The sequence below is a fragment of the Hyphomonas chukchiensis genome (assembly GCF_000682695.1).
Lineage (GTDB): Bacteria > Pseudomonadota > Alphaproteobacteria > Caulobacterales > Hyphomonadaceae > Hyphomonas > Hyphomonas chukchiensis.
On sequence record NZ_AWFG01000041.1, the window covers coordinates 117,675 to 140,494 of the forward strand.

The 22,820-nt window shown below is 59.9% G+C and carries 24 protein-coding genes; 11 read left to right on the forward strand and 13 right to left on the reverse strand.

What is annotated here, in order from left to right; translation table 11 throughout:
* The first annotated feature begins 196 nt into the window (after nucleotides 1-196).
* From HY30_RS13130 to HY30_RS20305, 3 genes are all read left to right on the forward strand, one after another.
* Nucleotides 197-1,072 carry an ABC transporter permease gene (locus HY30_RS13130; RefSeq protein ID WP_081812234.1) on the forward strand — a complete coding sequence of 292 codons (876 nt, stop codon included), beginning with the start codon at nucleotides 197-199 and terminating at the stop codon, nucleotides 1,070-1,072.
* An 80-nt stretch (nucleotides 1,073-1,152) separates the two neighbouring features.
* The gene (locus HY30_RS13135) at nucleotides 1,153-1,749 is read left to right on the forward strand and encodes a hypothetical protein (protein ID WP_051615461.1); all 597 of its coding nucleotides are present in this window, start codon (nucleotides 1,153-1,155) and stop codon (nucleotides 1,747-1,749) included.
* A gap of 233 nt (nucleotides 1,750-1,982) precedes the next feature.
* Nucleotides 1,983-2,324: an EF-hand domain-containing protein gene (locus HY30_RS20305; protein ID WP_051615462.1), complete on the forward strand. Its 342-nt coding sequence runs from the start codon at nucleotides 1,983-1,985 to the stop codon at nucleotides 2,322-2,324.
* A gap of 129 nt (nucleotides 2,325-2,453) precedes the next feature.
* Here HY30_RS20305 and HY30_RS13145 read toward each other — a convergent pair whose 3' ends face one another.
* Together HY30_RS13145 and HY30_RS13150 are read right to left on the reverse strand one after the other, a co-directional pair.
* Complete coding sequence (locus HY30_RS13145) at nucleotides 2,454-3,191, reverse strand: GGDEF domain-containing protein (RefSeq protein WP_051615463.1); 738 nt, start codon at nucleotides 3,189-3,191, stop codon at nucleotides 2,454-2,456.
* A gap of 102 nt (nucleotides 3,192-3,293) precedes the next feature.
* On the reverse strand, nucleotides 3,294-4,025 hold the full coding sequence (locus HY30_RS13150; protein WP_051615464.1) for a GGDEF domain-containing protein: 732 nt from the start codon (nucleotides 4,023-4,025) through the stop codon (nucleotides 3,294-3,296).
* Between the two features lie 171 nt (nucleotides 4,026-4,196).
* On the opposite strand from HY30_RS13150, the gene HY30_RS13155 reads away from it, so the two are divergent.
* Nucleotides 4,197-5,591 carry a Na+/H+ antiporter NhaC family protein gene (locus HY30_RS13155; protein ID WP_155839333.1) on the forward strand — a complete coding sequence of 465 codons (1,395 nt, stop codon included), beginning with the start codon at nucleotides 4,197-4,199 and terminating at the stop codon, nucleotides 5,589-5,591.
* A gap of 38 nt (nucleotides 5,592-5,629) precedes the next feature.
* On the opposite strand, the gene HY30_RS20045 is transcribed toward HY30_RS13155, so the two are convergent.
* The 3 genes from HY30_RS20045 to HY30_RS13175 form a co-directional block, all read right to left on the reverse strand.
* Nucleotides 5,630-6,856, reverse strand: a complete 1,227-nt coding sequence (locus tag HY30_RS20045; protein WP_155839334.1) for a hypothetical protein — start codon at nucleotides 6,854-6,856, stop codon at nucleotides 5,630-5,632.
* A gap of 16 nt (nucleotides 6,857-6,872) precedes the next feature.
* Complete coding sequence (locus tag HY30_RS13170; protein ID WP_081812236.1) at nucleotides 6,873-7,442, reverse strand: PaaI family thioesterase; 570 nt, start codon at nucleotides 7,440-7,442, stop codon at nucleotides 6,873-6,875.
* A gap of 81 nt (nucleotides 7,443-7,523) precedes the next feature.
* The gene (locus tag HY30_RS13175) at nucleotides 7,524-8,498 is read right to left on the reverse strand and encodes an endonuclease/exonuclease/phosphatase family protein (RefSeq protein WP_051615465.1); all 975 of its coding nucleotides are present in this window, start codon (nucleotides 8,496-8,498) and stop codon (nucleotides 7,524-7,526) included.
* Between the two features lie 925 nt (nucleotides 8,499-9,423).
* Here HY30_RS13175 and arr point away from each other — a divergent pair.
* On the forward strand, nucleotides 9,424-9,840 hold the full coding sequence (gene arr, locus HY30_RS13180) for an NAD(+)--rifampin ADP-ribosyltransferase (RefSeq protein ID WP_034741313.1): 417 nt from the start codon (nucleotides 9,424-9,426) through the stop codon (nucleotides 9,838-9,840).
* Nucleotides 9,841-9,851: 11 nt separating this feature from the next.
* Here arr and HY30_RS13185 read toward each other — a convergent pair whose 3' ends face one another.
* The 5 genes from HY30_RS13185 to uvrB form a co-directional block, all read right to left on the reverse strand.
* On the reverse strand, nucleotides 9,852-10,082 hold the full coding sequence (locus HY30_RS13185) for a hypothetical protein (protein WP_155839335.1): 231 nt from the start codon (nucleotides 10,080-10,082) through the stop codon (nucleotides 9,852-9,854).
* 129 nt (nucleotides 10,083-10,211) lie between these two features.
* The gene (locus HY30_RS13190) at nucleotides 10,212-10,718 is read right to left on the reverse strand and encodes a hypothetical protein (RefSeq protein ID WP_034741320.1); all 507 of its coding nucleotides are present in this window, start codon (nucleotides 10,716-10,718) and stop codon (nucleotides 10,212-10,214) included.
* A gap of 9 nt (nucleotides 10,719-10,727) precedes the next feature.
* On the reverse strand, nucleotides 10,728-11,351 hold the full coding sequence (locus HY30_RS13195; protein WP_034741323.1) for a GTP pyrophosphokinase: 624 nt from the start codon (nucleotides 11,349-11,351) through the stop codon (nucleotides 10,728-10,730).
* Nucleotides 11,348-12,376 (reverse strand): hypothetical protein, encoded by a 1,029-nt coding sequence (locus tag HY30_RS13200; protein ID WP_034741326.1) that lies wholly within the window; start codon nucleotides 12,374-12,376, stop codon nucleotides 11,348-11,350. Before HY30_RS13200 ends, HY30_RS13195 begins: the two co-directional genes overlap by 4 nt.
* Before the next feature lie 10 nt (nucleotides 12,377-12,386).
* Nucleotides 12,387-14,576 (reverse strand): excinuclease ABC subunit UvrB, encoded by a 2,190-nt coding sequence (uvrB, locus tag HY30_RS13205; protein WP_034741329.1) that lies wholly within the window; start codon nucleotides 14,574-14,576, stop codon nucleotides 12,387-12,389.
* A gap of 258 nt (nucleotides 14,577-14,834) precedes the next feature.
* Here uvrB and HY30_RS13215 point away from each other — a divergent pair, with 258 nt between their 5' ends.
* Nucleotides 14,835-16,019 carry a ParA family protein gene (locus tag HY30_RS13215; protein WP_034741334.1) on the forward strand — a complete coding sequence of 395 codons (1,185 nt, stop codon included), beginning with the start codon at nucleotides 14,835-14,837 and terminating at the stop codon, nucleotides 16,017-16,019.
* Nucleotides 16,006-16,452: a hypothetical protein gene (locus HY30_RS13220; RefSeq protein WP_034741336.1), complete on the forward strand. Its 447-nt coding sequence runs from the start codon at nucleotides 16,006-16,008 to the stop codon at nucleotides 16,450-16,452. Before HY30_RS13215 ends, HY30_RS13220 begins: the two co-directional genes overlap by 14 nt.
* Before the next feature lie 160 nt (nucleotides 16,453-16,612).
* Here HY30_RS13220 and HY30_RS13225 read toward each other — a convergent pair whose 3' ends face one another.
* Nucleotides 16,613-17,068: a PEGA domain-containing protein gene (locus HY30_RS13225; RefSeq protein ID WP_034741338.1), complete on the reverse strand. Its 456-nt coding sequence runs from the start codon at nucleotides 17,066-17,068 to the stop codon at nucleotides 16,613-16,615.
* A 328-nt stretch (nucleotides 17,069-17,396) separates the two neighbouring features.
* Between HY30_RS13225 and HY30_RS13230 the strand changes: the two genes are divergently transcribed.
* Nucleotides 17,397-17,750, forward strand: coding sequence for a PilZ domain-containing protein (locus tag HY30_RS13230; protein ID WP_034741340.1), 354 nt, complete (start codon nucleotides 17,397-17,399; stop codon nucleotides 17,748-17,750).
* 22 nt (nucleotides 17,751-17,772) lie between these two features.
* Here HY30_RS13230 and HY30_RS13235 read toward each other — a convergent pair whose 3' ends face one another.
* Nucleotides 17,773-20,142, reverse strand: a complete 2,370-nt coding sequence (locus tag HY30_RS13235) for a TonB-dependent receptor (RefSeq protein ID WP_051615466.1) — start codon at nucleotides 20,140-20,142, stop codon at nucleotides 17,773-17,775.
* Nucleotides 20,143-20,368: 226 nt separating this feature from the next.
* On the opposite strand from HY30_RS13235, the gene HY30_RS13240 reads away from it, so the two are divergent.
* Together HY30_RS13240 and HY30_RS13245 are read left to right on the forward strand one after the other, a co-directional pair.
* Complete coding sequence (locus HY30_RS13240; protein WP_051615467.1) at nucleotides 20,369-20,815, forward strand: RrF2 family transcriptional regulator; 447 nt, start codon at nucleotides 20,369-20,371, stop codon at nucleotides 20,813-20,815.
* A 56-nt stretch (nucleotides 20,816-20,871) separates the two neighbouring features.
* Complete coding sequence (locus HY30_RS13245; RefSeq protein WP_051615468.1) at nucleotides 20,872-21,783, forward strand: DMT family transporter; 912 nt, start codon at nucleotides 20,872-20,874, stop codon at nucleotides 21,781-21,783.
* Between the two features lie 88 nt (nucleotides 21,784-21,871).
* On the opposite strand, the gene HY30_RS13250 is transcribed toward HY30_RS13245, so the two are convergent.
* Complete coding sequence (locus HY30_RS13250; protein WP_034741341.1) at nucleotides 21,872-22,081, reverse strand: cold-shock protein; 210 nt, start codon at nucleotides 22,079-22,081, stop codon at nucleotides 21,872-21,874.
* Nucleotides 22,082-22,372: 291 nt separating this feature from the next.
* On the opposite strand from HY30_RS13250, the gene HY30_RS13255 reads away from it, so the two are divergent.
* A complete protein-coding gene (locus tag HY30_RS13255) occupies nucleotides 22,373-22,744 on the forward strand; it encodes a PilZ domain-containing protein (RefSeq protein WP_034741343.1) in 372 nt (123 codons plus the stop codon).
* Nucleotides 22,745-22,820 lie beyond the last annotated feature (76 nt).

A 22,820-nucleotide genomic window follows, 5' to 3' on the forward strand; every position in this document is an offset into this window, starting at 1 on the left:
CGCCATCTCTCTCAGCACCTAGATATCGTATCAGGACCGAAATGAAACACAACATGCAGACTTAGCTTTCCACAGGCTTTCCATATCTTGTGTCATGTGAGTCGCACTTTTGGCAGGCGTGCCCGAATTGTGATCAGGGCAAAAAAAGCGGGCCTGCCCCCTCGTTCCGGGGCGCGTTGCATACTAGATAGCGGACATGACAGATATTTCACCAGACGCCACCTCCGTAAGCCCTGTTTCCACAAGTTCTTCGCGTTCAGAATCCAGTCTCAGGGTGATCCGCCAATATGGCGCGTTCAACGGCCTGGGTCTGTGGACGCTTTACAAGCGCGAAGTGGGCCGGTTCCTCAAGGTGTGGATGCAGACCGTGTTCGCGCCCGTGGTGACCACGCTCCTGTTCATGACTGTGTTCAAGCTGGCCTTTGGCGACCGAGGGCGCCTGACCGGCGACTTTGACGGGCTGAACTATAACGACTTCCTGGCGCCGGGCCTTGTTGTCATGGCGATCCTGCAGAACGCCTTCCAGAATACGAGCTCCAGCCTGGTGCAGGCCAAGTTCAATTCCACGCATGTCGATTTCCTGATGCCGCCCCTGTCGCCGCTTGAGCTGACGGCGGGCTTCCTTGGCGGGGCCATCACACGCGGCATCATCGTGGCGATGATCTCGGCCATCGGCATCGAGGTCAGCGGCCTCGCGGACATGTCGGTCGTGCATGTCTGGCCGATCATCTGGTTCAGCATGACCTCGGCCATCGTGCTCGGCGCGCTGGGCGCCATGGGCGGCATCTGGGCCGACAAGTTCGACCACCTCTCGGCCGTGACCAACTTCATCATCGTGCCGCTGACCTTCCTGTCGGGCACGTTCTACGACATCAAGGTGATGCACGAGCCCTTCCTGACACTGGCGCATCTGGATCCGTTCTTCTACATGATTGACGGGTTCCGGTATGGGTTCCTGGGCGTGGCAAACAGCTCGATCGTGACCGGCATGTGGGTGACGGGCGGGCTGTCGGTGGTGCTGACGGCGGGCGTCTGGTGGATGTTCAGGACCGGTTACAAGCTGAAAGCCTGATATTCCCCGATCACGGGAGTCGCGTTGACCCAATGGTTAACGGCCCCCTTAATGCCCTCCGAAGACACCGGAGGAACGCCATGCGTATCGCAAAACTCGCCGCCGGCACTGTGCTGGCCCTCGCTCTGGCCGGTTGCCAGAACCTGATCCCGCAGGAGATGAGCGTTGCCGACTATTGCGCCAATCCCGACAAGGCGAAGGAAAATGTCTGCCGCCTGAAAGTCGAGATCGACGGCCAGTCGACGGCGCTTTCCGAGACCGACATGCGGCTCTCCGAGGCGCGCAGCGTGGCCGACAGCGCAACTGATGCGGCTGCCCGCGCGCAGGCCACGGCTGACGAGGCCAAGGCTGCTGCCGAAGCGGCCCTGGCCAAGACGGACGAGATGGTCTGCGAGACACGCACAGTCCAGAAAAGTGACACAGGCACCTGCCGGCCGGGCTATACGCTGACCAGCTGCACCCAGACGCGCTACACGACGCGGGCAGGGGGCCTTTCCTTCCTGCGCGAGATCAATGACGAGAAGTGCCGCTTCAATGACCGCGTGCTGGAGATGCAGGTCCGCTGCTGCAACACAGCCTCGGCCGCGCCGGCACCTGAAGATGCAACCGTCGACGAGAACATGCCGGAGCCGGAGGCAACGCCCGAGGCACCTGCTGAATCGCCGCTGGGCTACTAATGTAGCTCATCGGCGAGCCCGGGGCACACCGGGGGGAAGGAAGTCGTCTGCAGGGATTTGCAGGCGGCTTTTTCGTATGCGGTTTGCGAAAGCGGGCAGGGGGCGGTTCGCCACATTTTGGCCCGGAGTCTTAGAAATCGGACAGGTTGGGAACGTGTGGGGCGGGGCGGGCTTGTTCTTTCACCAGCGCCGGGCACGGCCCGAAACGCCGGGATGTCAAAAGGAGAGACACCATGAAGAAGACATTCGCATTCGCCGCCCTTGCCACACTGATGGGCGCCCCTGCCTTCGCGGCCGCCGAACCGGCCCTGGCCGAAGTCGACGCAAACGCCGACGGCTTTGTCACCATCGAAGAGCTACAGGCCAATGACCTCGACGTCACGGCGGAATCCTTCGCTGACTGGGACGTCAATGGCGACGCCAAACTGTCGGAAGCCGAATTCACGGCTTGGCAGAAGGCCAGCTCCGAAGACTGGGGCAAGCCGACCATGACCCCGGCGCCGGATGAGGCAACCGCTATTGACGATGCAGATGATGCAGCCGACGCGGCCGATGATCAAATGGAAGAACGCTAATACGCCTGGAGCGTAATCCCCCTTCCGCTTCAGGATAAGGAAAGGCCCCGGCTGATTGTCGGGGCCTTTTTATACGCTTCCATTGGGGGCGATTTCGACTCGATGGTCGCACGATCCGTCGTCGCGGTTTCAGGCTGCGAGTGTGAACCGGTTACGGCCGTGGTTCTTGGCCTCGTAGAGGGCCTTGTCGGCACGGCTGAGTAGGGTCGATAGCGTGTCGCCGGGCGCAGCGAGCGCGAGGCCGAGACTGACCGTGACGCTGATGCGCTCACCGCGATAATAGAAGCTGGTCGCCTCGGCACTTTTGCAGACGGCATCGGCCAGCTGCGCCAGGTGCTCCGCATCCGTTACATTTGTCAGGATGGTGAATTCCTCGCCACCGAGGCGCGAGACCAGCGCTTCGGCCGGCACGGCGTGCAGCAGGGTCTGCGCAATATGGACCAGCGTTTCGTCGCCGGCCTCGTGGCCATGCTCATCATTGACGCGCTTGAACCAGTCAATGTCGACCAAGAGCAGCGCGGCCTGTGCAGCGCCTTGACGGGACGTTGCGAGGCGGTGTTCGCCCTCGGTGAGGAAGGCGCGGCGATTGGCCAGGCCTGTCAGCGGGTCGCTATTGGCGGCCATCTGGGTCTGCAGGTGGAGGCGCAGATATCGCACGTTCTGACGCACACTGTACGTCAGCAGCGAGGCGGCCACGGTGCCCGTCAGGACAACCGACAGAACCAACGCATGCAGGCGGCCATGCAGATCGAGATCAGCCGTGCTGAGCCAGGCGGCGAGCGCCGACGTGATCAGCGCGCCGAGCATCCCGAGCACGACAAAGCGGATCTGCTGGGCCCAGAAAATCTGCCTTATGCTGTCTATCACGCTGTTATCCTCGGGTGGGGCAGGGGTCATGATAGACTTTATACGTTAATATAATTTATGAGACCTCAGCCCGATCGGTGAAATTTGCGGCAAACATGGGGCTCAGGCGGCGACCGAGAACTGGTTGCGGCCATGGTCCTTGGCGCCATAAAGCGCCTTGTCGGCGCGGCTGAGCAGGGCCGACAGCGTGTCGCCCGGGCGGGCGATGGCGAGGCCCAGGCTGATCGTCACGCGGATGACCTCGCCATGATAGATGATGTGCGTGGCCTCGGTGGCGCGGCGCAGCTTTTCGGCGAGGCGGGTCAGCTCTGCGGGACCGGAAATCTCGCACATCACGGTGAATTCCTCGCCGCCGAGGCGGGCGATCAGGGCGCCATCGGGGGCGGCATGGATGAGGGTTTGGGCGACGTGGCAGAGGACGTCGTCTCCGGCCTCGTGTCCGTGCATGTCATTGACGCGTTTGAACCAGTCGATGTCGACGAGGAGGAGGGCCGTCTGGGAGCGGCCGGCGCTCGCGAGGCGGGCGGCGCCCCGGCGGTTGAAGCAGCGCCGGTTGGCGAGGCCGGTCAGGTCGTCGCTATTGGCCAGGCGCTCGTACTGGAGGTGAAGCGCAAGGTGGCGCGAATTCTGGCGGATGGCATAGGCCGAGCCAAGCGGCGCGAGGATGCCCGAAATGCCGGCGGCCAGGATGACGCCCCGGATGCGGATGGCCATGTCGAGGTCGTAGGTGGAGATCCAGATCATCGCCATGGCAGCGGCCACAACCCCGACGCAGACGATCATGCTCGTCTGGATTTGCTGTTTCCAGAACTGGTGTCTGAAATCGTTCGTCATACCGGGCTCCCGCCGATGTGTGAGTATCGGCGCGCTCTACCGTCCAAGCCCCAATATTTATTGGCGGAAAACGATCAAATTTCATGCATAAGCCGGTGCACGCGCAGCGGGGAGGGGCGGGACGCGGCAAGGTGCAGATGGCGGGCTGGGCTTTTGCGCGCGGATGGGTTTATGTGCCCGCTTCAATTCACAGGAGGCTGGGCCCTGGATATCCTGACTGTACTGCCGCCGGTTCTGGCGATCGTGGTCGCCATGCTGACGCGCAATGTGTATGCGGCGCTGGGCCTCGCCCTGCTGGCATCGGAAACGCTGATCGCGCACTTCAACCCCGGCATGGGGGCACTCGGCGCCATCGACCGGGCCGTCGGCGTGTTCGACTCGACGGGCAATACGCGCGTGCTGCTGTTCTGCCTGCTCATCGGCGCGCTGATCGCGTGGATGCGAGATAGTGGCGGCGTGGAGGCACTGGTGAGCAGCCTGATGAAGCGCGGCCTCGTCTCGACGCCCCGGCGCGCGGCGCTGGCCCCGGCGCTGTCAGGCACGGCGATCTTCGTCGAAACCAATGTCAGCCTGCTCAGCAGCGGCGTGCTCGGCCAGCGCCTGTTCGACGCGCACGGGCTCAGCCGCGAACGCCTCGCCTATATCATCGACTCCACGTCGGCGCCGGTCAGCGCGCTGATCCTGTTGAACGGCTGGGGCGCCTATGCGCTCGGCCTAGTGGAGCCCTATGGATTCGAAAGCCCGATTGGCGTCGTCGCGGGCACCATTCCGTGGAATTTCTATGCGCTGGTGACGCTGGCGGGTGTCTATTTCACCGTGTTCTCGGGCCGCGTGTTCGGGCCGATGAAGACGGCGGGGCAGGGCCGCGACGTGCTGGTGGAAGACGAAGAGGCCATCGCGCCGACGCGGGCGATCTACATGTGGCTGCCGCTGCTGGTGATGATCGCCGGGGCGCTGGGCTTCATGGCGTGGACGGGCGGCGGCAACATCCTGGCGGGCAATGGCAGCCAGTCGATCCTCTGGGCCATCTGCCTCGCCATGCTGGTGGCGGCACTGCTGCTGATCAGCGGCAAGGCCTTCCCGAAAGGCGGGCTGCGGGAACGCGGCTTTGCGGGCATTTCGGAAATGGTGCCGGTTGTGGCCATCCTCTTCCTGTCGATTGCGCTGGGCGACAGCCTGCGCGTGCTGGGCACGGGGGCGTTCCTCTCCAGCGTGGCGGCGCAATTCGTTTCGCCCATCGTGATCCCGGCGGTCCTGTTCGTGGTGGCGGGCGTGACGGCCTTCATGACGGGCACCAGCTGGGGCACCTATGGCATCATGATCCCGATTGCGATGCCGCTCGCCCTGGCGCTCGGCATTCCGCCATCGCTGGTGCTGGCGGCGGTGCTCGGCGGCGGCGTGTTCGGTGACCATTGCTCGCCCATTTCCGACACCACGATCATCGCCTCGCTGGCCGCCGGCTGTGACCATATCGACCACGTCCGCACGCAGATGCCCTACGCACTGGTCGGCGGCGGGATTGCGGTGGTGATGTACCTCGTGGCGGGACTTGTGGTGAGTTTGTAGGGGAGGGGGGCGGTGCATTGCGCCCCGCTCGACCCACCCTACCCTTGCTGGCTTTCAATAGCGGCTAGGAGAGAATCCAGCGAAGGTGCGAACAGTTTCCTGATTTGCTCCTCTATTCCGGCGAGATCTTGGGCGGAGAATACATTCGAAGATACCAATTTGGAGATGTATTCTGCCAAAGCCATTTCAATAAACCAAAAGCTCAGTGGTCCGGATTCTAGTTCATCGTCCATCATGTCACTACCGCCGAAATGCGTCCGGAGACTCCAATAGTGAGATGCGAGCGGACCGAATATTTTCTTGATGGCTGCTTTTTCTTGTCGCGACCGGCGTAAATCTCGATCCGCAGAGGCGCGCCTAAGCTCCAATTTATCTTCAAGGGATGCAGGCGGTCGCTGAAGTATCAGATCGGTCGCGCCGCTATGGCGTTGCCCTGCCATCCTGCAATATAGATGTATACGTACTAAAGCAGCTAAATGATCTAAATGTTGTTGCGGAGTCGAGGTATTCTCCGGCGATGAAGCAAAGATGCTCACATTTGTATTTGCTCCAGCTTGCGGGCACTCAATTGTCAGATAGTCAATTCTCAGTCCTGTGTATTCTGGGCGCGGGATGAACACAATGCGGGCTTCATTTTGGTACTCATAGAAAGGCTTTTTGTTCAGTACGTCAACGCGAAACCCTGTTAGATATTTCTCGGCATAAGCTTGGTTTGAGTAAGTCACAAATCCCGTCGTCACATCGAATACATCCCGTACGGACTTCCCCTCGACTTGAGGATGTCCATGAACAGTTCCGTAAGCATATAAACTTTGTGCCACGTGAACCAGGGAGGGGAATCTCACAACGGAGTTATACTCCGGGCTAAGAAAAGTAGTGCTTTTGGAGTCAGGGGATAAATGGGTTTGCGAGCGACTGGCGCAGAACAAGAAACATGGAATGTGAGTGCGGTCTATGAAATCTGTTATCAGAACGTCTTTGACGCCTTCGCTAATGACCATACCTATTTTCGCTGCATCTGCACGCTTTCTCTCTTCTTCGGCAGGTATATCACCATTGCCGACTTCCATCCTTTCTAAAACGGTTTCTCCGCTTGCCTCATCCCGGTCCCCAATATTTCTGTCGCCAGTAGCAACTTCCAATAGGCGGTAAAGCCGAGCGTTTCCGATTCTGAATGAACCGCCGGCGAGTTTGTCCGTAAACTGTGAGGATAGATACTTGTATACTGGAACATCCAAGGCTGCGTTTGTGCGTTGATTGTCCACGTACCAAATCTCCAAATTATGTCGGCTTGCCACTATAGCTTATTCTAATCTTCGTGCCTTCGTTGGCTTCAATACAATGGTGTCTTCGCTTGTAGTAGAGTGGGTTGTTATTGCGGCTATTCTGTGATCGGCGCCGCGCGCTATTATGAGCCCCCTTCCGCAAAACCATCTGCGTACACCGGAACAGCGCCATACGCTTTCCCGTGTCGGCGTGGGTGACTTCGCAGTGCCAGACCTGGGTGGCGCCGCCGATGTGGACCGGGGTGGCGCGGGCGTGGACGCGGCCTTCGAGCGCGGTGGCGAAGAAGTTTGATTTCAGCTCGATCGTGGTGAAGCCGCTGGCCGTGTCTGACACGTTGGCGAGCGTGCCATAGCCGCAGAGCGAGTCCGCGAGCGTCACCACGCTGCCGGCATGGAGGAAGCCATTGGGGGCGTGGTGCGTGGGCACAATGTCGAAATGGCCTTCGACGCGGCCGCGCTCCATCACCGTGACGACAAGGCCGAGATGGCCGGGGAGATTGCCCTCGCCACGCTGGGTGAAGGCGGCGGCGCTGACCTGGTCGTCAGGCAGGAGATAGGACGTCATGCGGGGCTCCATGGAAGGGCGTGTGATGCCCCCTATGAAAGCCGCCGCAGGGCCGCGCGCAAGGCGTGACGTCGGGCGAGCCTATGCGGGGCGCAGCAGCAGGCGGTAGAGCATGGGATAATGGTCCGAGCCGCAGGCTTTCAGGCGGCGGATCTGCTTGATATCGAAATCGTCGGTGGCGAAGACATGGTCGAGGGGCCAGGCGAGGACCGGGTTGCCCGCGCCGAAGGAATTGTAGAGGCCGCGCCCGCGCTTGGGGTCGCAGAGGCTGGCGTGGTCCTTGAACTGGCGCACCATCCATGACCAGCCGACTTCGTTGAAGTCTCCCATCACGAGGGCGGGGCGTTCCTGCTGGCGCAGCTCGTCGGCGACGATCATCAGCTCGTCATCGAGATATTCCGTGTCGTCGCGCGGGCGGGGCGGGCGCGGATGGATGCAGTAGAGGCGCACTTCGCGGCCGCCCGCCTCAATGTCGATGGTGAGGGAGGGGACGTGGCTCTGGCAGAGATAGCGCTCCTGCACGCGCGCGATGGGGAAGCGCGAATAGACGAGGAGGCCGTTATGTTCCTCCTTGGGCAGAAGGCTTGTGTGGGGATAGGTTTCTTCGAGCGAGCGCAGGGCGCTGCGCCAGCGGGCATTGGTTTCCGAGAGGAACACGACGTCGGCATCGGCCTCGCGGATGCGGGCGCGGACGGCGTCCTCGTCGGTATTCTCCTGCAGGACATTGAGGAGGAGGACGGAGAGGCCCGTGCCCTCGGCGCCGGGGAGGGCGGTGTCCATTTCCAGCGGGCGGCCGCTTGTATAGGGCCAGAGGTCTGCCGCGCAGGTGACGAAGGCGGCGGCATAGGCGAGCATCAGCAGGGCGGCGGGCAGGCTGTCCACGCCGTAGAGGAACAGGAACAGCGCGGCGACGATGATGAGGGCGATGCAGGTCTGCTGGCGGCCATAGACCCAGACGCGGAGCCACCAGATCTCGGTTTTGAACTTGGGAACGAAGGCGGCGAAGAGGCCAAGCGCGCCCAGCAGGTAGAAGGCGGGCTTGAGGAGGGCGAGCATGGGCGGGCTTTCGGGGCAGGGGAATGCGGGCGTGCGGGGAGACTACGCGCGGATCACCGAGGGGTTGCGCCGGCCGCGTGGGGGACAGGGCGCGGGCTTTCCGACCGGGATGGGGGCGGGTGTAGATTGCTCGCCAGAGGACGTAGGGCCCCAACAGAAAAAGACGTGAGCGGTGAGGCTCACGTCTTCTCTGGTGCATCGAATCGGACTACCGAGACTATGTGCTAGCACTCGTCGCCGGTCATCTCAGCCACCGGGCGACACTTGATCCGCCGAAACGGGTCTCCTGTCACCTTTCCGGATCCGGCTGGTCGCCTTTTGGGGGCGCCCATGCTGGGCCCGAGGCCTTCCATCACCCAGGGGCGAAGTTCAGACCTGACCGCCGGAATTTCCAGAGGATTTTCCTTTGGTCCCGTGTTTCGGATCGCGCCCCGGTCACGGTCTAGGGCTCCTGGTTCAGGGGTCTAGCTCCCCCTCAATCGGTCACCGCCTGCTTTATCCCTTCACTTTACAAGGCCCTTTGCGCGGCTGCTCTCACAGCCTGGCTCCTGGCCCGGTATCGTCCGGGGACGGTGTGCATCGCCAACGCGCCTTGGGTGGGTGTGCTCCCGTCCTGACTTCGTTGGTTAACCGAAACGATCTCACCAAAGCCCCGGTGAGTCGAGTCCCTGTCCATCACTTTTTCGCCTCTCGGGGGAGGAATTTCACAGTTTTGCGACGGGTGTGAAATTGCTGCGCCGCACACGGATACGAAGCACGAACAGATGCACGGAAAAAGCACGAAAACAGCCCGGAGGATGATGTCAGGTGTCCCTCTCCCTGCCACCCTGGAGATGGCGATGAATGCTTTTCTTTCAAGAATTGTTCGCGCGCCGGTTTTTCGCATAGTGCGGGGCTCAGGCAGTTCAGGCGGAGGGCGAGCGACATGTATGCACGGGATGTGGACGCGGCGGCGGAATTCTATCACGGCACACGGGCGGACCTTGGCACGGGAGACCTGATCGGTCCCGGCCACCGCTCCAATTATGGCAGCCGGCGCGTGGCCAAGCATGTCTATTTTGCCGCGACTCTGGAGGCGGCGATCTGGGGAGCGGAACTGGCGCAGGGCGAGGGGCGCCAGCGCATCTACCGCGTCGTGCCGACGGGCGCGTTCGAGGACGACCCCAACCTCACCGATCAGAAATTCCCCGGCAATCCGTCCATGTCCTACCGCACGCGTGATGCGCTGCGCATCATTGGTGAGGTTGAAACATGGCAGGGCCATGCGCCCGACGTGCTTCAGGCAATGCGTGACCACGTCGCGGAGCTGGCGCGTCAGGGGATCGAAGCGCTTGATGAGTGAGGAGGGCGCCGTCAGACGTCGAGGAAGGAGGCGAGGCTGAGGATGCGGTCGGCGGCGAGGAGTTCGATGCGCTGGCGCAGGGAGGCGGGCGAGCCCTTCATCTGCTTCTCGGTGACGCGGAAGCTCACGATGATCTCCGTGCCGTCGATGCGGTGCACGGCCCGCACCTTCGCATCACGGTCCTCAAGGTCGATGGTGACCCCATCGATTTGCCACAGTTCCAGCCGCACCATATTCTCCAACCACGCGAGTGCCCCTGTCGAGGATACAGCTATTTGGAGAATTGTCGCGACCGGGCGTGGAAGAAGGTGTGCGTGGAGGTTGAGGGGGTTTGGTAGGTTGGGTTGAGCGAGGTGATTCCCACTCAACGCTTACTTCCAATAGCCAGAGCGCTGTTGTGGTTCTGCAAAAGTATCCGTTACATCATGAAGTCGGTCAGATTTTCTCTTGGCAGAGACATATCCGAGCAGAAACACTAAACCGTATAAAACGTAGCAAACCAATCCTGCTGTGAAGGCGCTCGCTAACTGTTCCTGGGGTAGAGATTGGGCGGCACCGAAAGCGATGAAGCCAGAAAACATTCCCACGCTTGATGTCAAATATGAGTAACGAGCTAAGGGCTTAGTTTTCCTGACGAAAAGTAGCACTGCGAGACCAAGGATAATGGGCAGGATGGCCATAGTAGAAGCGGTAACATAGTCCAATATCCGATCAACTTCGACATCACCCGTATTCGCAAAGGGTCGGTTGCAGAAGAAGAACAGCGTTGAGGTTATCAACCAAAGAGATAGGAATACCAATATCAGGCGCATCGACACTCCTAAACTTCTAACCTGAAGCAAGTGAAGGTTGGATGGCAGAGCGATACCCACCATCATTTGCTGCTTCTAGGGTTTCCTAAACTGCACTATTCTACTTCGAGCGATCTCTTCGAACGCATTGTCTGCGCCCCAAGCCTGAGCAGAGGCAAAAGCTATCTTCCGCTTATCGTCAAAGGTTAGTGGCTCGTTTTCTTCTTTATAGTCGAGATCGTGGCTTGCCTCTGACCACGCATGTTGGAAAACCGTCTTGATTTGAAGCTCAAAAATCTCAGGTGCTTGGTCGGGCATGCCTTCTACGAGAACGTCTGAGGGCAAAAGCAACACAAAGTGCTTTCCGAAATAGCCAAATTCGTACTCTGAGTTGGGAGATAATTCCTTCTCCTCAATCGGTGTGAAGTGCGTTTCAACCATCTTGGTGAGCGCCTCCACGTCTGGCCTGTAGAACGTCACTATTCGGGCACCAACTACGTCTTGAATTTGTTCAAGCGGATCGCTGTACTTAGCTGAGCCGTCGTTATTGAGTTTTGCGGCTTTCTTGACAAAGCTATCAATTGCCTTGGCCCGGCACGAAATGCGGTCCACACGCGGTTGTTTTTCGAAGACCTCTTTTAAGTGCAGCTCAAGTCGGGCGGCCAGCGGAACTAAATGTTTCTCTCGGATTTCCTGATAAGCCTTGTCGAAGCTGATCATTTTTCAGCTCCGATCCGACGGCGAACAATTCGCTCATCAACAATTCGCCCGGTCGTTTGAAATTGGGTTTTGTCGCCGACTTTCTTGGCCTCGAAAACTTCAGCAAACTGAATCGCATCCGCTGTGAGTACCCCTCCATTGTCGAGGACAATGGATCGGTACTTAAAATGCTCCGAGAACGCGACCGGTGCAAACTTGAAGTTTTCAGAGTAGGTGCCCGGATTTTTCAGGTGAGATTTGATAGCCGCGATGGTCTCAGCGGTGAAATTTAGCTTTTGAGCTATGTCTTCGATGCTCGTTACGCTTCCAGAAAATTTTGAGAGCAACATGCCAGCGCCAGCTATCTGTTGCTTAACGTCTAAACTCTTTGAGACCGTTGCAGCTTTCTTCAGCGCTTCAGCCATGCGCTTAGTTCCAGCTACTGACGTCGTAACAAAATCAGACTCTAAGAAATCGAAAATCCAGTACTCGGATGAAAGCCCGCTTACATCATTGATCTGCTTATCGACTGCCTTTCCTTTCCAAGCGCTGGAAGTCGAGATGACGTTTTTATAGGCGACAGCTTTGTACGAACGAGCGCTCTTCATGAATACACGTTCGAGATATTCAACTGAGAGCCCGCCGTTCTTCTCGTCAGCGAGTATCCCGCTGTCAGCCGGAAACCTCGAAATTACCACCATGGGCTTTCCCTTATAAAGCCCACGAACGAGAAATAGCAGACCCAAGCCGGATCGTTTGGTCGTGACCAATTCCAGTTTGTGCGCAATTTTCGTGGCGGTCGATAAACTGGGCGTCTCTGAGAACTCTGCGATAAGGTCTCGCGCGGCATTTTTTTGCTTTCCATCGGGCGCCATCTTGAAAACGATATCGATGTTGCACTCTTGATCAGAGGTCTCGAAAATACCGTTCAACATGTCAAAAAGCTTGCCGCTTTTAGGTAGTACCGTTCCTGCCGTGTTGGATTTTTTAGCGCTTTTGAGCTCTTTCACTAGGAATGAGCAAATGTGGGTTACCCCATCGGTCATAGATCGGCCCCTAAATCCCCAAATCCTGCTCCCGCAGCCGCTTTAGCTCGTCGCGCAGCCGCGCCGCATCTTCGAATTCCAGGTTAGCGGCGGCTTCGCGCATCCGTTTTTCTGTATCTGCGATGACAGCTTTCAAGTTGTGACCAGATTCACCGGCAAGTGGCAAGGCTTTTTCTTCGGCCATGCCTTTGTCGCGGTCACGGCGGGCGCGGGATTTGGTGCCGGGTTTCTCGCCCAGCTCGCCGAGGATGTCCTGCACGCCGCGGATGATCGTGGTCGGCGTGATGCCGTGCTCCAGGTTGTGGGCGATCTGTTTCTCGCGGCGGCGGCTGGTCTCTTCCATGGCGCGTTCCATGGAGCCGGTGATGCGGTCGGCATAGAGGACGACGCGGGCCTCGGAGTTGCGCGCGGCGCGGCCGATGGTCTGCACGAGGCTGGTCTCCGAGCGCAGGAAGCCCTCCTTGTCCGCATCGAGGATGCCGACAAAGGCGCACTCGGGAATGTCGAGCCCCTCACGCAGCAGGTTGATGCCGACGAGCACGTCGAACACGCCGAGCCGGAGATCGCGGATGATCTCGATGCGCTCGATCGTGTCGATGTCGGAGTGCATGTAGCGCACCTTGACGCCGTTCTCGTGGAGGAATTCGGTGAGGTCTTCCGACATCTTCTTGGTCAGCGTCGTGATCAGCGAGCGGAAGCCCTTGGCCGCGACGGCCTTCACCTCCGCCATGACATCATCGACCTGGTTGGCGCCGTCCTTCGAGACGGGGCGGACCTCGACGGGCGGGTCGATCAGGCCGGTGGGGCGGATGACCTGTTCGGTGAAGACGCCGCCTGTGCGCTCCAGTTCCCACTTGCCGGGCGTGGCCGAGACGTGGATCGTCTGCGGGCGCATGGCGTCCCATTCCTCGAACTTGAGGGGGCGGTTGTCCATGCAGGAGGGGAGGCGGAAGCCGTATTCGGCCAGCGTCGACTTGCGGCTGAAGTCGCCCTTGAACATGGCGCCGATCTGCGGGACGGTCTGGTGGCTCTCGTCGGCGAAGACGAGGGCATTGTCCGGCAGGTATTCGAACATGGTCGGCGGCGGCTCACCGGGCTTGCGGCCGGTGAGGTAGCGGCTGTAATTCTCGATGCCGTTGCAGCTGCCGGTGGCCTGCAGCATTTCGATGTCATACTGGCAGCGCTGCTGGATGCGCTGGGCCTCGAGCAGTTTCCCGTGTTTCTCGAAATGCGCGATCGTGGCCTTCAGCTCGGCCTTGATCTTCTCGGTGGCCTGCTGGAGCGTCGGGCGGGGCGTGACATAGTGGCTGTTGGCGTAGATCTTGATCGCGGGGAGGGACTGGATCTTCGCGCCGGTGAGGGGGTCGAACTCGGTGATGGCTTCCAGCTCGTCGCCGAAGAAGGAGAGCTTCCAGGCGCGGTCCTCATAGTGGGCGGGGAAGATGTCGATGACGTCGCCCTTCACGCGGAACGTGCCGCGCGTGAAGGCGATGTCGTTGCGAGTGTACTGGTTGGCGACGAGGCGCTCGGCAACGGCACGCGGGTCGATGCGCTGGCCGGGCTCGAGCTTGAAGGTCATCGAGGTATAGGTCTCGACCGAGCCGATGCCGTAGATGCACGAGACGGAGGCGACGATGATGACGTCGTCGCGTTCGAGGATGGCGCGGGTGGCCGAGTGGCGCATCCGGTCGATGGCCTCGTTGATGGAGGATTCCTTCTCGATATAGAGGTCGGCGCGGGGCACGTAGGCCTCCGGCTGGTAGTAGTCGTAGTAGGAGACGAAATACTCGACGCTGTTCTCGGGGAAGAAGGATTTGAACTCGCCATAGAGCTGGGCGGCGAGGGTCTTGTTGGGGGCGAGGATCAGGGCAGGGCGCTGGGTCGCCTCGATGATCTTGGCCATGGTGAAGGTCTTGCCGGTACCGGTCGCGCCGAGGAGGACCTGGTCGCGCTCGCCGGCCTGGATGCCATCGACGAGTTCGGGAATGGCGGTGGCCTGGTCGCCCGCAGGCTCGTAGGGCGCGTGGACCTTGAAGCGCTTGCCGCCTTCCAGCTTGTCCCACTCGCGGTCGGGCCTGTGCGGCGTCCACAGCATCGGGGCCACGGTCTCGATGGCGCCCTGCGCCGGCCCGTCCAGCGTGAACACGGACGGGGCTTCAGAGACGCCTTTGGCGGGGGATTTGGAGGAGGAACGGGCCATGCGTCCAGATATGGATGCGGGGCAGGGGCGTGTCTAGGGTGTTCTTGGTTTGTTTGCTGTTGCTGCTGACATGAACAGGAGGGCGGTGAATGACCTTTTCTTTCATCATGAGGCCCAGCGGATACGGGACAAGTTCTTACGGCTCCGTTTTATCGGCTTTGAAAGTGGTGCCAATAGCGAGGGGCGTCGATCCTACTTGCAGTTGCTGCTTGCTAAGTCCAACATCCAATTTGGGTTGAGGAAAGGGGCGGGTGCTGAATGTTAGAGGAATCGGCTAATAGTGAATCCTTACAAATGCCTGATGCTCAAAAGCTTTGGGAATGGGGCGTTAGCTTTGTACCAGACGAATATAAGCAGTGGGTCGTGGTGGGGGGAACTGCACTTGTAACCGCTCTCGTAGTTCTAAACTACGCTACGACTTTGTTGCGCTTTTGGCGGGAAGTGAGAAATTTTTGGAAGTCGAAAAAGCCTGTCGTGCCTCTTGGCCCAGATGAGATGCCTCCTCCCAAAATTAGTTTTTGGACCAAGCCTGTCAACGTCGCTAAACGGCCTTCGAAGCTTTCGAATTCGATTCCAATAGTCACAATCGCGGCAATGAAAGGAGGGGTTGGAAAGACTACTCTAACCGCCAACCTTGCTGCGTTTTTGGACAGGAGGGGTTCGCGAGTTTTGCTTATCGATTTCGATTATCAGGGGTCTTTATCTCAGATGGTCACGGCAGCGGCAAACTTATCAGTTAAAGCTAGCGTTGTAGACAGTTTGATAGACGGCACCGCAACGACCGAGAGCATACTCACCTCGGCGCGAAGCTTATCGCCAGCGCTTCCGAATACGAAACTGCTCAGCTGCTATTATCAATTTTCGGACACTGAGACCAACGTAATGGTGAACTGGGTGTGTGCGGATCGAATGGGTGGCGAGACCGAGGAAATCCGTTTTCGGCTTGAGCGGCTTTTGCATAACCGAGATTTCCAGTCACAATTTGACTTTGTGTTGATTGATGCGCCTCCTCGCTTTTCCACAGGAGCGATGAATGCATTTTGTGCGAGCACACACATGATTATACCGACAGTGCTGGATACAATGTCGGCTGAAGCGGCAACTTATTTTTCGCAAGATATCGCATCAATGCGTCAGGAACTGTTTCCGGAACTGCAATTGATTGGCGTTATCCCTTCGATGACTTATCAAACCGCGAAATATACGCGTAGAGAAGACGATATTATCGACTACTTGAACGACAATCTGAAGAAATTTTGGGGCGGGCGCTCCGTCGTCTTGGAGAAGGCGAACATTCCTCGAAAAAATGCGATCGGAGACGTGGCTGGCTTAGATATCGGATATCTCGACGCTGGCACGAAGACCGCGACAGCTGAAGTCCGGAAAATATTTGACAGAGTAGGCGCGGAATTTTTGAGACGGTTAGAACATGAACAAAGCTAGACTGATTGCCGACCTGAAGAGCCTGATGAAGGATGTTGAGGACTTAGGCGGTAATGCACCTTCGTCGCTTCTACTTGAGTTCGTAACGGGACTTGAGAACCAGACGTTTACCATTTCAACCAAGACTACCCGGAAACCCAGTGGTATTCCTCGCAAGCCCCGTAAAACGGCAGCAGGAAAAAAGGATCCGGCGGCCGTGGCAAACACAATTTCTGAACTGAGCTCTAAGCTTAGAGCCGCTTTTGAAAGCGATGAGAAGTTTGAGCGTACTGTTCAGGATCTTGAAGAAAGCGGCTTAACAAAAGCCAGTGTCATTGAAGTTTATAATGCCGTTTTTGATACTCGGAAGTCTTTTCCAAAATCAGTATCCAAAGACGCGCTGCTGAAAGCGTTACGTAAAGATCGTATCGCAAAGGTACGAGCAGCGTCTTAGCATTTATTCGGCGGAACACTCGTGGTGCCGATTTATCACGGCTACCTCCTGCTCCCCATTCATCGCCGCTCGCGCTTTTTCCTCCGCGTCCTCCAACAAAAAAGGGTGCGGAGCTTTTGCGCCGCACCCTCTGTCTCAGGCTCTAGAGCCGCGTGCGTGATCAGCTGGCGGGCTGGTCGTCTGTGAGCTCTTCGAGCTTGGTGGCGATCTCGGCCTTTGCGCTGGTGTCTTCGGGCAGTTTTTCCAGGGTGACCTTGAGCGGATTGGGCACGAGTTCCTGCGTCGCGCCATTATTGGCGTCGAGGATGGCGCCGATGCCGCCGCCGAGGATGACGTTGCCGGCCATGCCCGCGCCGCCGCCACCGGACATCTGGTGCGTGATGTTATGGGTCGTGGTCTTGTAACCCTCTTTCTCGATCGTGACGGAGAATTCGGCTTCGCGCTTCACCTTCGGAATGGCGCAGGGCGTCGGCGTGCAGCTGAGGCCGAGGCTGGTCGACACGTTTGCACCCGATGGTTCCGTTTCCACGAGGAATGCCTCGGTTGTGCCGCGTGTGACTGTCGCGCAGCCGCTTATGGCTATTGCCAATGGCAATAGCAGGAAGAGTGGTTTCATTGTTTAGGAGCCCCCAGGCTTTAAGTAATTACAGGTTGCCGATTCTACGGCAAGTTTAGTTATGGGTTGAGGGTGGGGGCTGGCAAGGCTTTTCTTGGAAATGGCGAGCGACAAGTTGCCTGCCGCGCTTTTGCCCTGGCATCGAAGGTCTTGATCACGGCGTTCGGCCTGGGCTCCGTACACGGCTGTTGCGGCGGCATCAGTTCACAGGGTAAATCGCCCGTTAAGATAGAATTTCGATAAAAGTAACTTTTTCCGGGAAATCCATATTGCTGCCACAGTCGTAAATTATTCTGCGCAATATAATAAAAAGTCGCAGGAGGATGCGATGAGTGCGTTGAGTGACAAGAGGGCGTCTGCGCGGGTGCGCGTGAACATGCCCGGGCGGATCGTCGTGACGAGCCTGGATGCGGCGCGCGACTGCGTGATCCGGGACCTGTCGGCGCATGGCGCGAACCTTCAGGTGCGCGACTGGGCCGAGGTGCCGCTTGAATTCTATCTCCTGTTCCAGAGCCTCGCCCACCCGGGGGGCGTGCGCCGCACCTGCCAGCGCCGCTGGCAGGTGGGCGATGTCGTGGGCGTCCAGTTTATCGATGCGGCCGTGGACGTCGCCGTGCGCAACACTCTGGCCGACGACACGGACCTCTACGCCCGCCTGACAGGCCTGCCGCTGAAGATTTAGGGCGGGCGGCGGTCAAGGCCGCTCAGAACTTCGCCGCGAGCGTGATGCCCCATGTGCGCGGGTCTCCCGGCTGGCCGACGATCAGGCCGGAATTGCCGGGCTGGGCCGCGAGGAGTTCGAAATAATCCTCATCGAGCAGGTTGCGCGCCCAGAGATAGACGCTCCAATCATCAGTTGCGCGAAAGCCGATACGGCCGTTGACGAGGGCGTAGCCGTCGACCGTCATGTAGCGCGACTCCGACGGGCTTGAGGAGAAGTCGGACCGGAAACTGGTATCCACGGCAAGGAAGCCATCGCCCTCGCGGCCGAGGAAGTGGCTGGCTGTCGTGTACTCGCCGCCGATGGCGCCGGCCCACTCGGAAATGCCGGGCAACCGCGACCCGGAGATGTCGACGACTTGCGGGCCTCCCGTTCCCTCGATTGGGGGAGGGGCGTCCGTGAAGGAGACATACTTGCCGTCGGTCCAGGCAAGCGCGGCGTGGAAGGTGAGGTGATCATTGACGGTGAGGTTTCCGTCAAGCTCGATGCCCCGCACACGGACCTTCTCTGCATTGGCGAGATAGCCGCGCAGCACGCCGACCTGCGCGTTGACGACCTGGGTCTGATAGTCGGAGATTTCGGTATTGAAGGCGGTGATGTTCGTGGTGAGGCCGGGGAGCGGCTGGGCCTTGAGGCCGATTTCGATATGGCGGACATCCTCCGGCTTCACTGTGGCGGCATCGAGCGCGGGCTGGCCGGACGCATCGTTCGGGATGCCGCCGAGGTTCAGGCCGACGGACTTGAATCCGGTGGCGAATGTGGCGTAGCCGTTCAGCGTGTCGGTGAATTCATAGGCGGCGGTCAACTGGCCGGAGATATTGGTATCGTCGGTCTCGGTCGCGTAGGCGAGCGGGGCAAGGATGGAGCGCTGCAGGGCGATAAGAACGGGGTCGGTCGTCTGCAGGCCGCCATAGACCTCCGCATTATAATCGACGCTTTTCTTGTCATAGTTGACGCGCAGGCCGGGCAGTAGGCGCAGCCTGTCCGTCACGCGCCATTCGAGCTGGCCGAAGAGAGCGGCACTGGTGTTTTCGGAGCTGATGTCGGACGTCTGGCCGTAGCCGTCGAGCAGGCCCGGCGTATCGGCGCCAGGGCTGGCCGGGTTCAGCAGCCAGCGCGCAGCGGCGCTGCCCTGTTGCTGCTTTCCGGTCGAGTCGATGGTCTGGTGGAATCCAAAGGCCCCGATGACGAAGCCCAGGTTCGGGGAGATGTCGCCGGCATAGCGCAGCTCCTGCGTCCACTGGCGCTGCTCTGACGGGTTGGCCGAGATCGTGGTGATCGGAAGGCCGATGAAGTCGCGGTCACTGGACGGGTCCCAGTCCCAGTAGCGCCAGGCGGTGATTGCCGTCAGCGTGCCGGGGCCGACATCCCATTCGGCGGTGAGGGAGAGGCCGCCGATGTCCTGGTTGGACTTGTGGCGCGTGTCTGTGTCGGTGAGGCGGTCGAAAGGATTGAAGCTCGGCGGGGCATAGCCGAGGTCAGCGGCCATGGCGACGTATCGGCGGGACGGATCGCGCAGGGTCGGCGCGACACTAACGGGCACGAGAGCATAGCCTTCAGGACGTTGGCGCGTGTAATCGCCCGCGAGCGTGATGGAGAGGGCATCCGACGCCTCGAAGAGGAGTGCTCCGCGCAGGCCGAGATTGTCGAGCGTGTTGAGATCATTCTGTTCGGTTGTATTGTAGAGCGTGCCGTCGCGATGCGTGCCGGAGAAAGACAACCGCGCGGCGACCTTGTCTGACAGGGGGCCGCTGACGGAGGCCTTGGCCTGCGTGAAGCCGAGACTGCCATAGCTGAGCTCGGCTTGCGTTTCAGGTTCGAATGAGGGCTTGCGCGTGGTGATGTTGACGGCGCCCGCGGTCGTGTTCTTGCCGAAGAGCGTGCCTTGAGGGCCGCGCAGGACTTCGACCTGGGCGACGTCGATGAAATCGAGCGTGGTGGCGGCGGGGCGCGCCTGGAAGACGCCGTCGACATAGAATCCGACGCCTGCATCGAGGCCGTCATTGGTGAGGCCGAACGGCGCGCCGATGCCGCGAATATTGACGGCGGTGTTGCGCGGGTTGGTGGAGTAGAATTGCAGGCTGGGGATCAGTTCCTTGAGACGACCGACATTGAACGAGCCGGTGTCAGCCAGGAGATCTGCGCTGAGGACCGAGATGGGGATTGGCACATCCTGCAGTTTTTCCTCCACCCGGCGAGCCGTCACGACGATGGTTTCGCGGCGCAGTTCCGCGTCCGGAGCATCGGTTGGCGGGGAAATATCGGCGGTGACCGGGACGTCTTCCTGGGCATAGGCAGAGGGGGCAGCAAGCAGGATGGTGGCGAGGGGCCACAGGGCGGATCGGGGCGTCATTGAGCAACTCCTTGCTATTAATACACTTAACTCGATCTGTTTAGTAGGAATTAGTCAAGACACGCTGGCGTGGGCGTTTTCAGTCTGAGGAAAGGACGATTTGCGCCCCGGCCCTGCGGCTGCTGCAGGACCAGAAGAAATAAGCCTATCGACTTAATCGACATTACATTTTAGCTATCAGATATTGCCCTTGCGCGGGGCGGCGACCAAACGGGCACCGGACACGATGATTTCCCAGAAAGCCAAATACGCCTTGCGGGCGCTGATCGATCTGGCTGAGGCATCGCATGATGATCCCGTCCAAATCAGCGACATTGCCGCCTCGCAGGATATTCCGCGCAAGTTCCTGGAGCAGATCCTGCTGGACCTGAAACACCAGGGCCTTGTGGCCAGCCGACGAGGCAAGGCGGGCGGCTATATCCTGCTGCGCGCGCCGGAGGCGATCACGTTCGGGGAAGTGCTGCGCATCATTGATGGCCCGCTGGCGCCGCTGCCCTGCCTGTCCAAGACGGCCTATCACCGATGCGTCGACTGCAAGGATGAGGCAGCCTGCCAGATCCGCCGCGTCTTTGCTGGCGCGGCCGATGCGACACGCGGCGTGCTCGACAAGGCGACGATCGCCGACGCGATGGGCGATGCCGGGCGGGCCGGCGCAGCGACTGTGCTCGCCTAAAGGGCTAGCTTCTGAAAGCTCTGGACAGCGTGCGGGGCTGGCCCTAGCGAGCTCCCATGATCGCGCGTCTCCTCTCTGCTCCCCTGTTGCTTGCCGTTCTGGCCGTGGCCATGGGCTCGGGCATTGATGCGCTGGTGAAGGCGACGGCGCCGGGGGCGGGGGTCATGGTGCTGGTGGCGTGGCGATTCCTGTTCGGAGCGATGATTGCAGGCGCGGTTTTCCTGCTGCAGCGGCGCGCCTGGCCGCCGGGTGAAGCCGTGCGCTTTCATATCATGCGCAGCCTGATGCAGGTGGCGAGTGCCATCCTGCTCTTCCATGCGCTGACGCAGCTGGCGCTGGCCGAGACGGTGCTGATCGGTTTCACGGCGGCGCTGATGGTGCCTTTTGCGGCATGGATCATTCTGGGCGAGGCTGTCTCGCCGCGCGCATTCGGGCTGACGGTGCTGGGCTTTGCCGGCGCGGCATTTGCGGTGAGCGCGGCGCCCGAGGGGGCCGTGGGCGCACACCGGCTGCTCGGCATTGCCTCGGTCCTGGCATCGGCCATGCTCTATGCGATTGTGCTGGTGCTGCTGCGCCTGCGCGCGGTGAAGGAGGATGCGACGACGATTGCCCTGTTCACCAATGGCGTGCCGGCGCTCTGCCTGTCGCCCTTCCTGTTTGGCATTGCCGGGCCGGTGAACGTGAATGACCTGCCTGTCTTCATGCTGCTGGGAGCGATCGGTTATGCAGTCTGGTACCTGCTGACGCTGGCCTATGCACGGGCGCGGGCGCAATTGCTGGCGCCACTGGAATATACGGCGCTGATCTGGGCGGCGCTGATCGGCTTTGTCTTCTTTGACGAAGTGCCGGGCTGGCGCGTGGCCGTCGGCGCGGTGCTGATTGTCGCCGCGTGCCTCGGTGTGGCCTTCGAGAACCATTTCGCGACACGCCGCGAAACCGGCCAGCCGGTCAGCGACCTGCCGGACTAGGGGCCCATAACGAAAAGCCCCCGCACCTTGCGATGCGGGGGCTTCAGGATCGTGTGGCTCTCGCGGCGTACGCGGGGCCTAAAGGCTTTTAGGCGGAGGCCAGTTGGCCAGCCGACATCTTGCCGCTGCGAGCGTCTTTTTCGAGCTCGTAGCTGACTTTCTGGCCGTCGTTGAGCGTGGCCATGCCAGCGCGCTCGACTGCAGAGATGTGAACGAACACATCAGCGCCGCCGGCGTCGGGTTGAATGAAGCCAAAGCCTTTTTGGCTGTTGAACCACTTAACAGTTCCTGTGGACATAGATCTTACCTGGTCTAAAAAATTCACGGACACGCGGAGTTGCGCGTACATGATCAATCTCGGTTATTGCGGGGGAGTAAGTCGGTCTTGCAGCGGCGCTTAAGCACGGCCTTAGTTGCGAGTTATCCGACACAAGTTCGAAGTCGATGGAAACCTTATCGCACAGATCGGGGGCTTCCACAATGCACCTTTACATGGCGGCGCCCGCACGCCGCCGTATCTTGCTGCTTATAGCTGAATTGGTGGAATTTATTTGCAAATGGTTTACCCGGCTTGCGCATATTCGCCCGCATGGACAGATTCACCTCAAGACTGCAGGCGGGCCTCAAGCGGGTCCAGATGGAGTTCCGGCGCGCAGAACCGCGTGTCGAGGCTTACCGGCCCGGCCGCATGGTCTGGCCTGATCTCTGCGCATCGCGGGATATTTCCATCCTCGACATGTCGCCATCGGGCGCGAAACTGACCTTCGGGGAAGGGGCCATCCTTCCCGAGCTTCCACGCGAATTCTACTTGTTCATCCATGGCCTGGGCGGCCATGTGTCGGTACGCCTTGTCTGCGAAAAACGCTGGCAGCGCGCGGAACTGGTGGGCGTGAAGTTCATCAAGAAGCTGGAAGACGCCGATTTCGAGCGTCTGGTGGCTGCGGCACCGTCCGAGCACTAGCGCGGCCAATCCGGCGAATTCGCCAGAAATTTCATCGATTCATTGAACGTGATCCACACATCCCTGTGTCAGAACG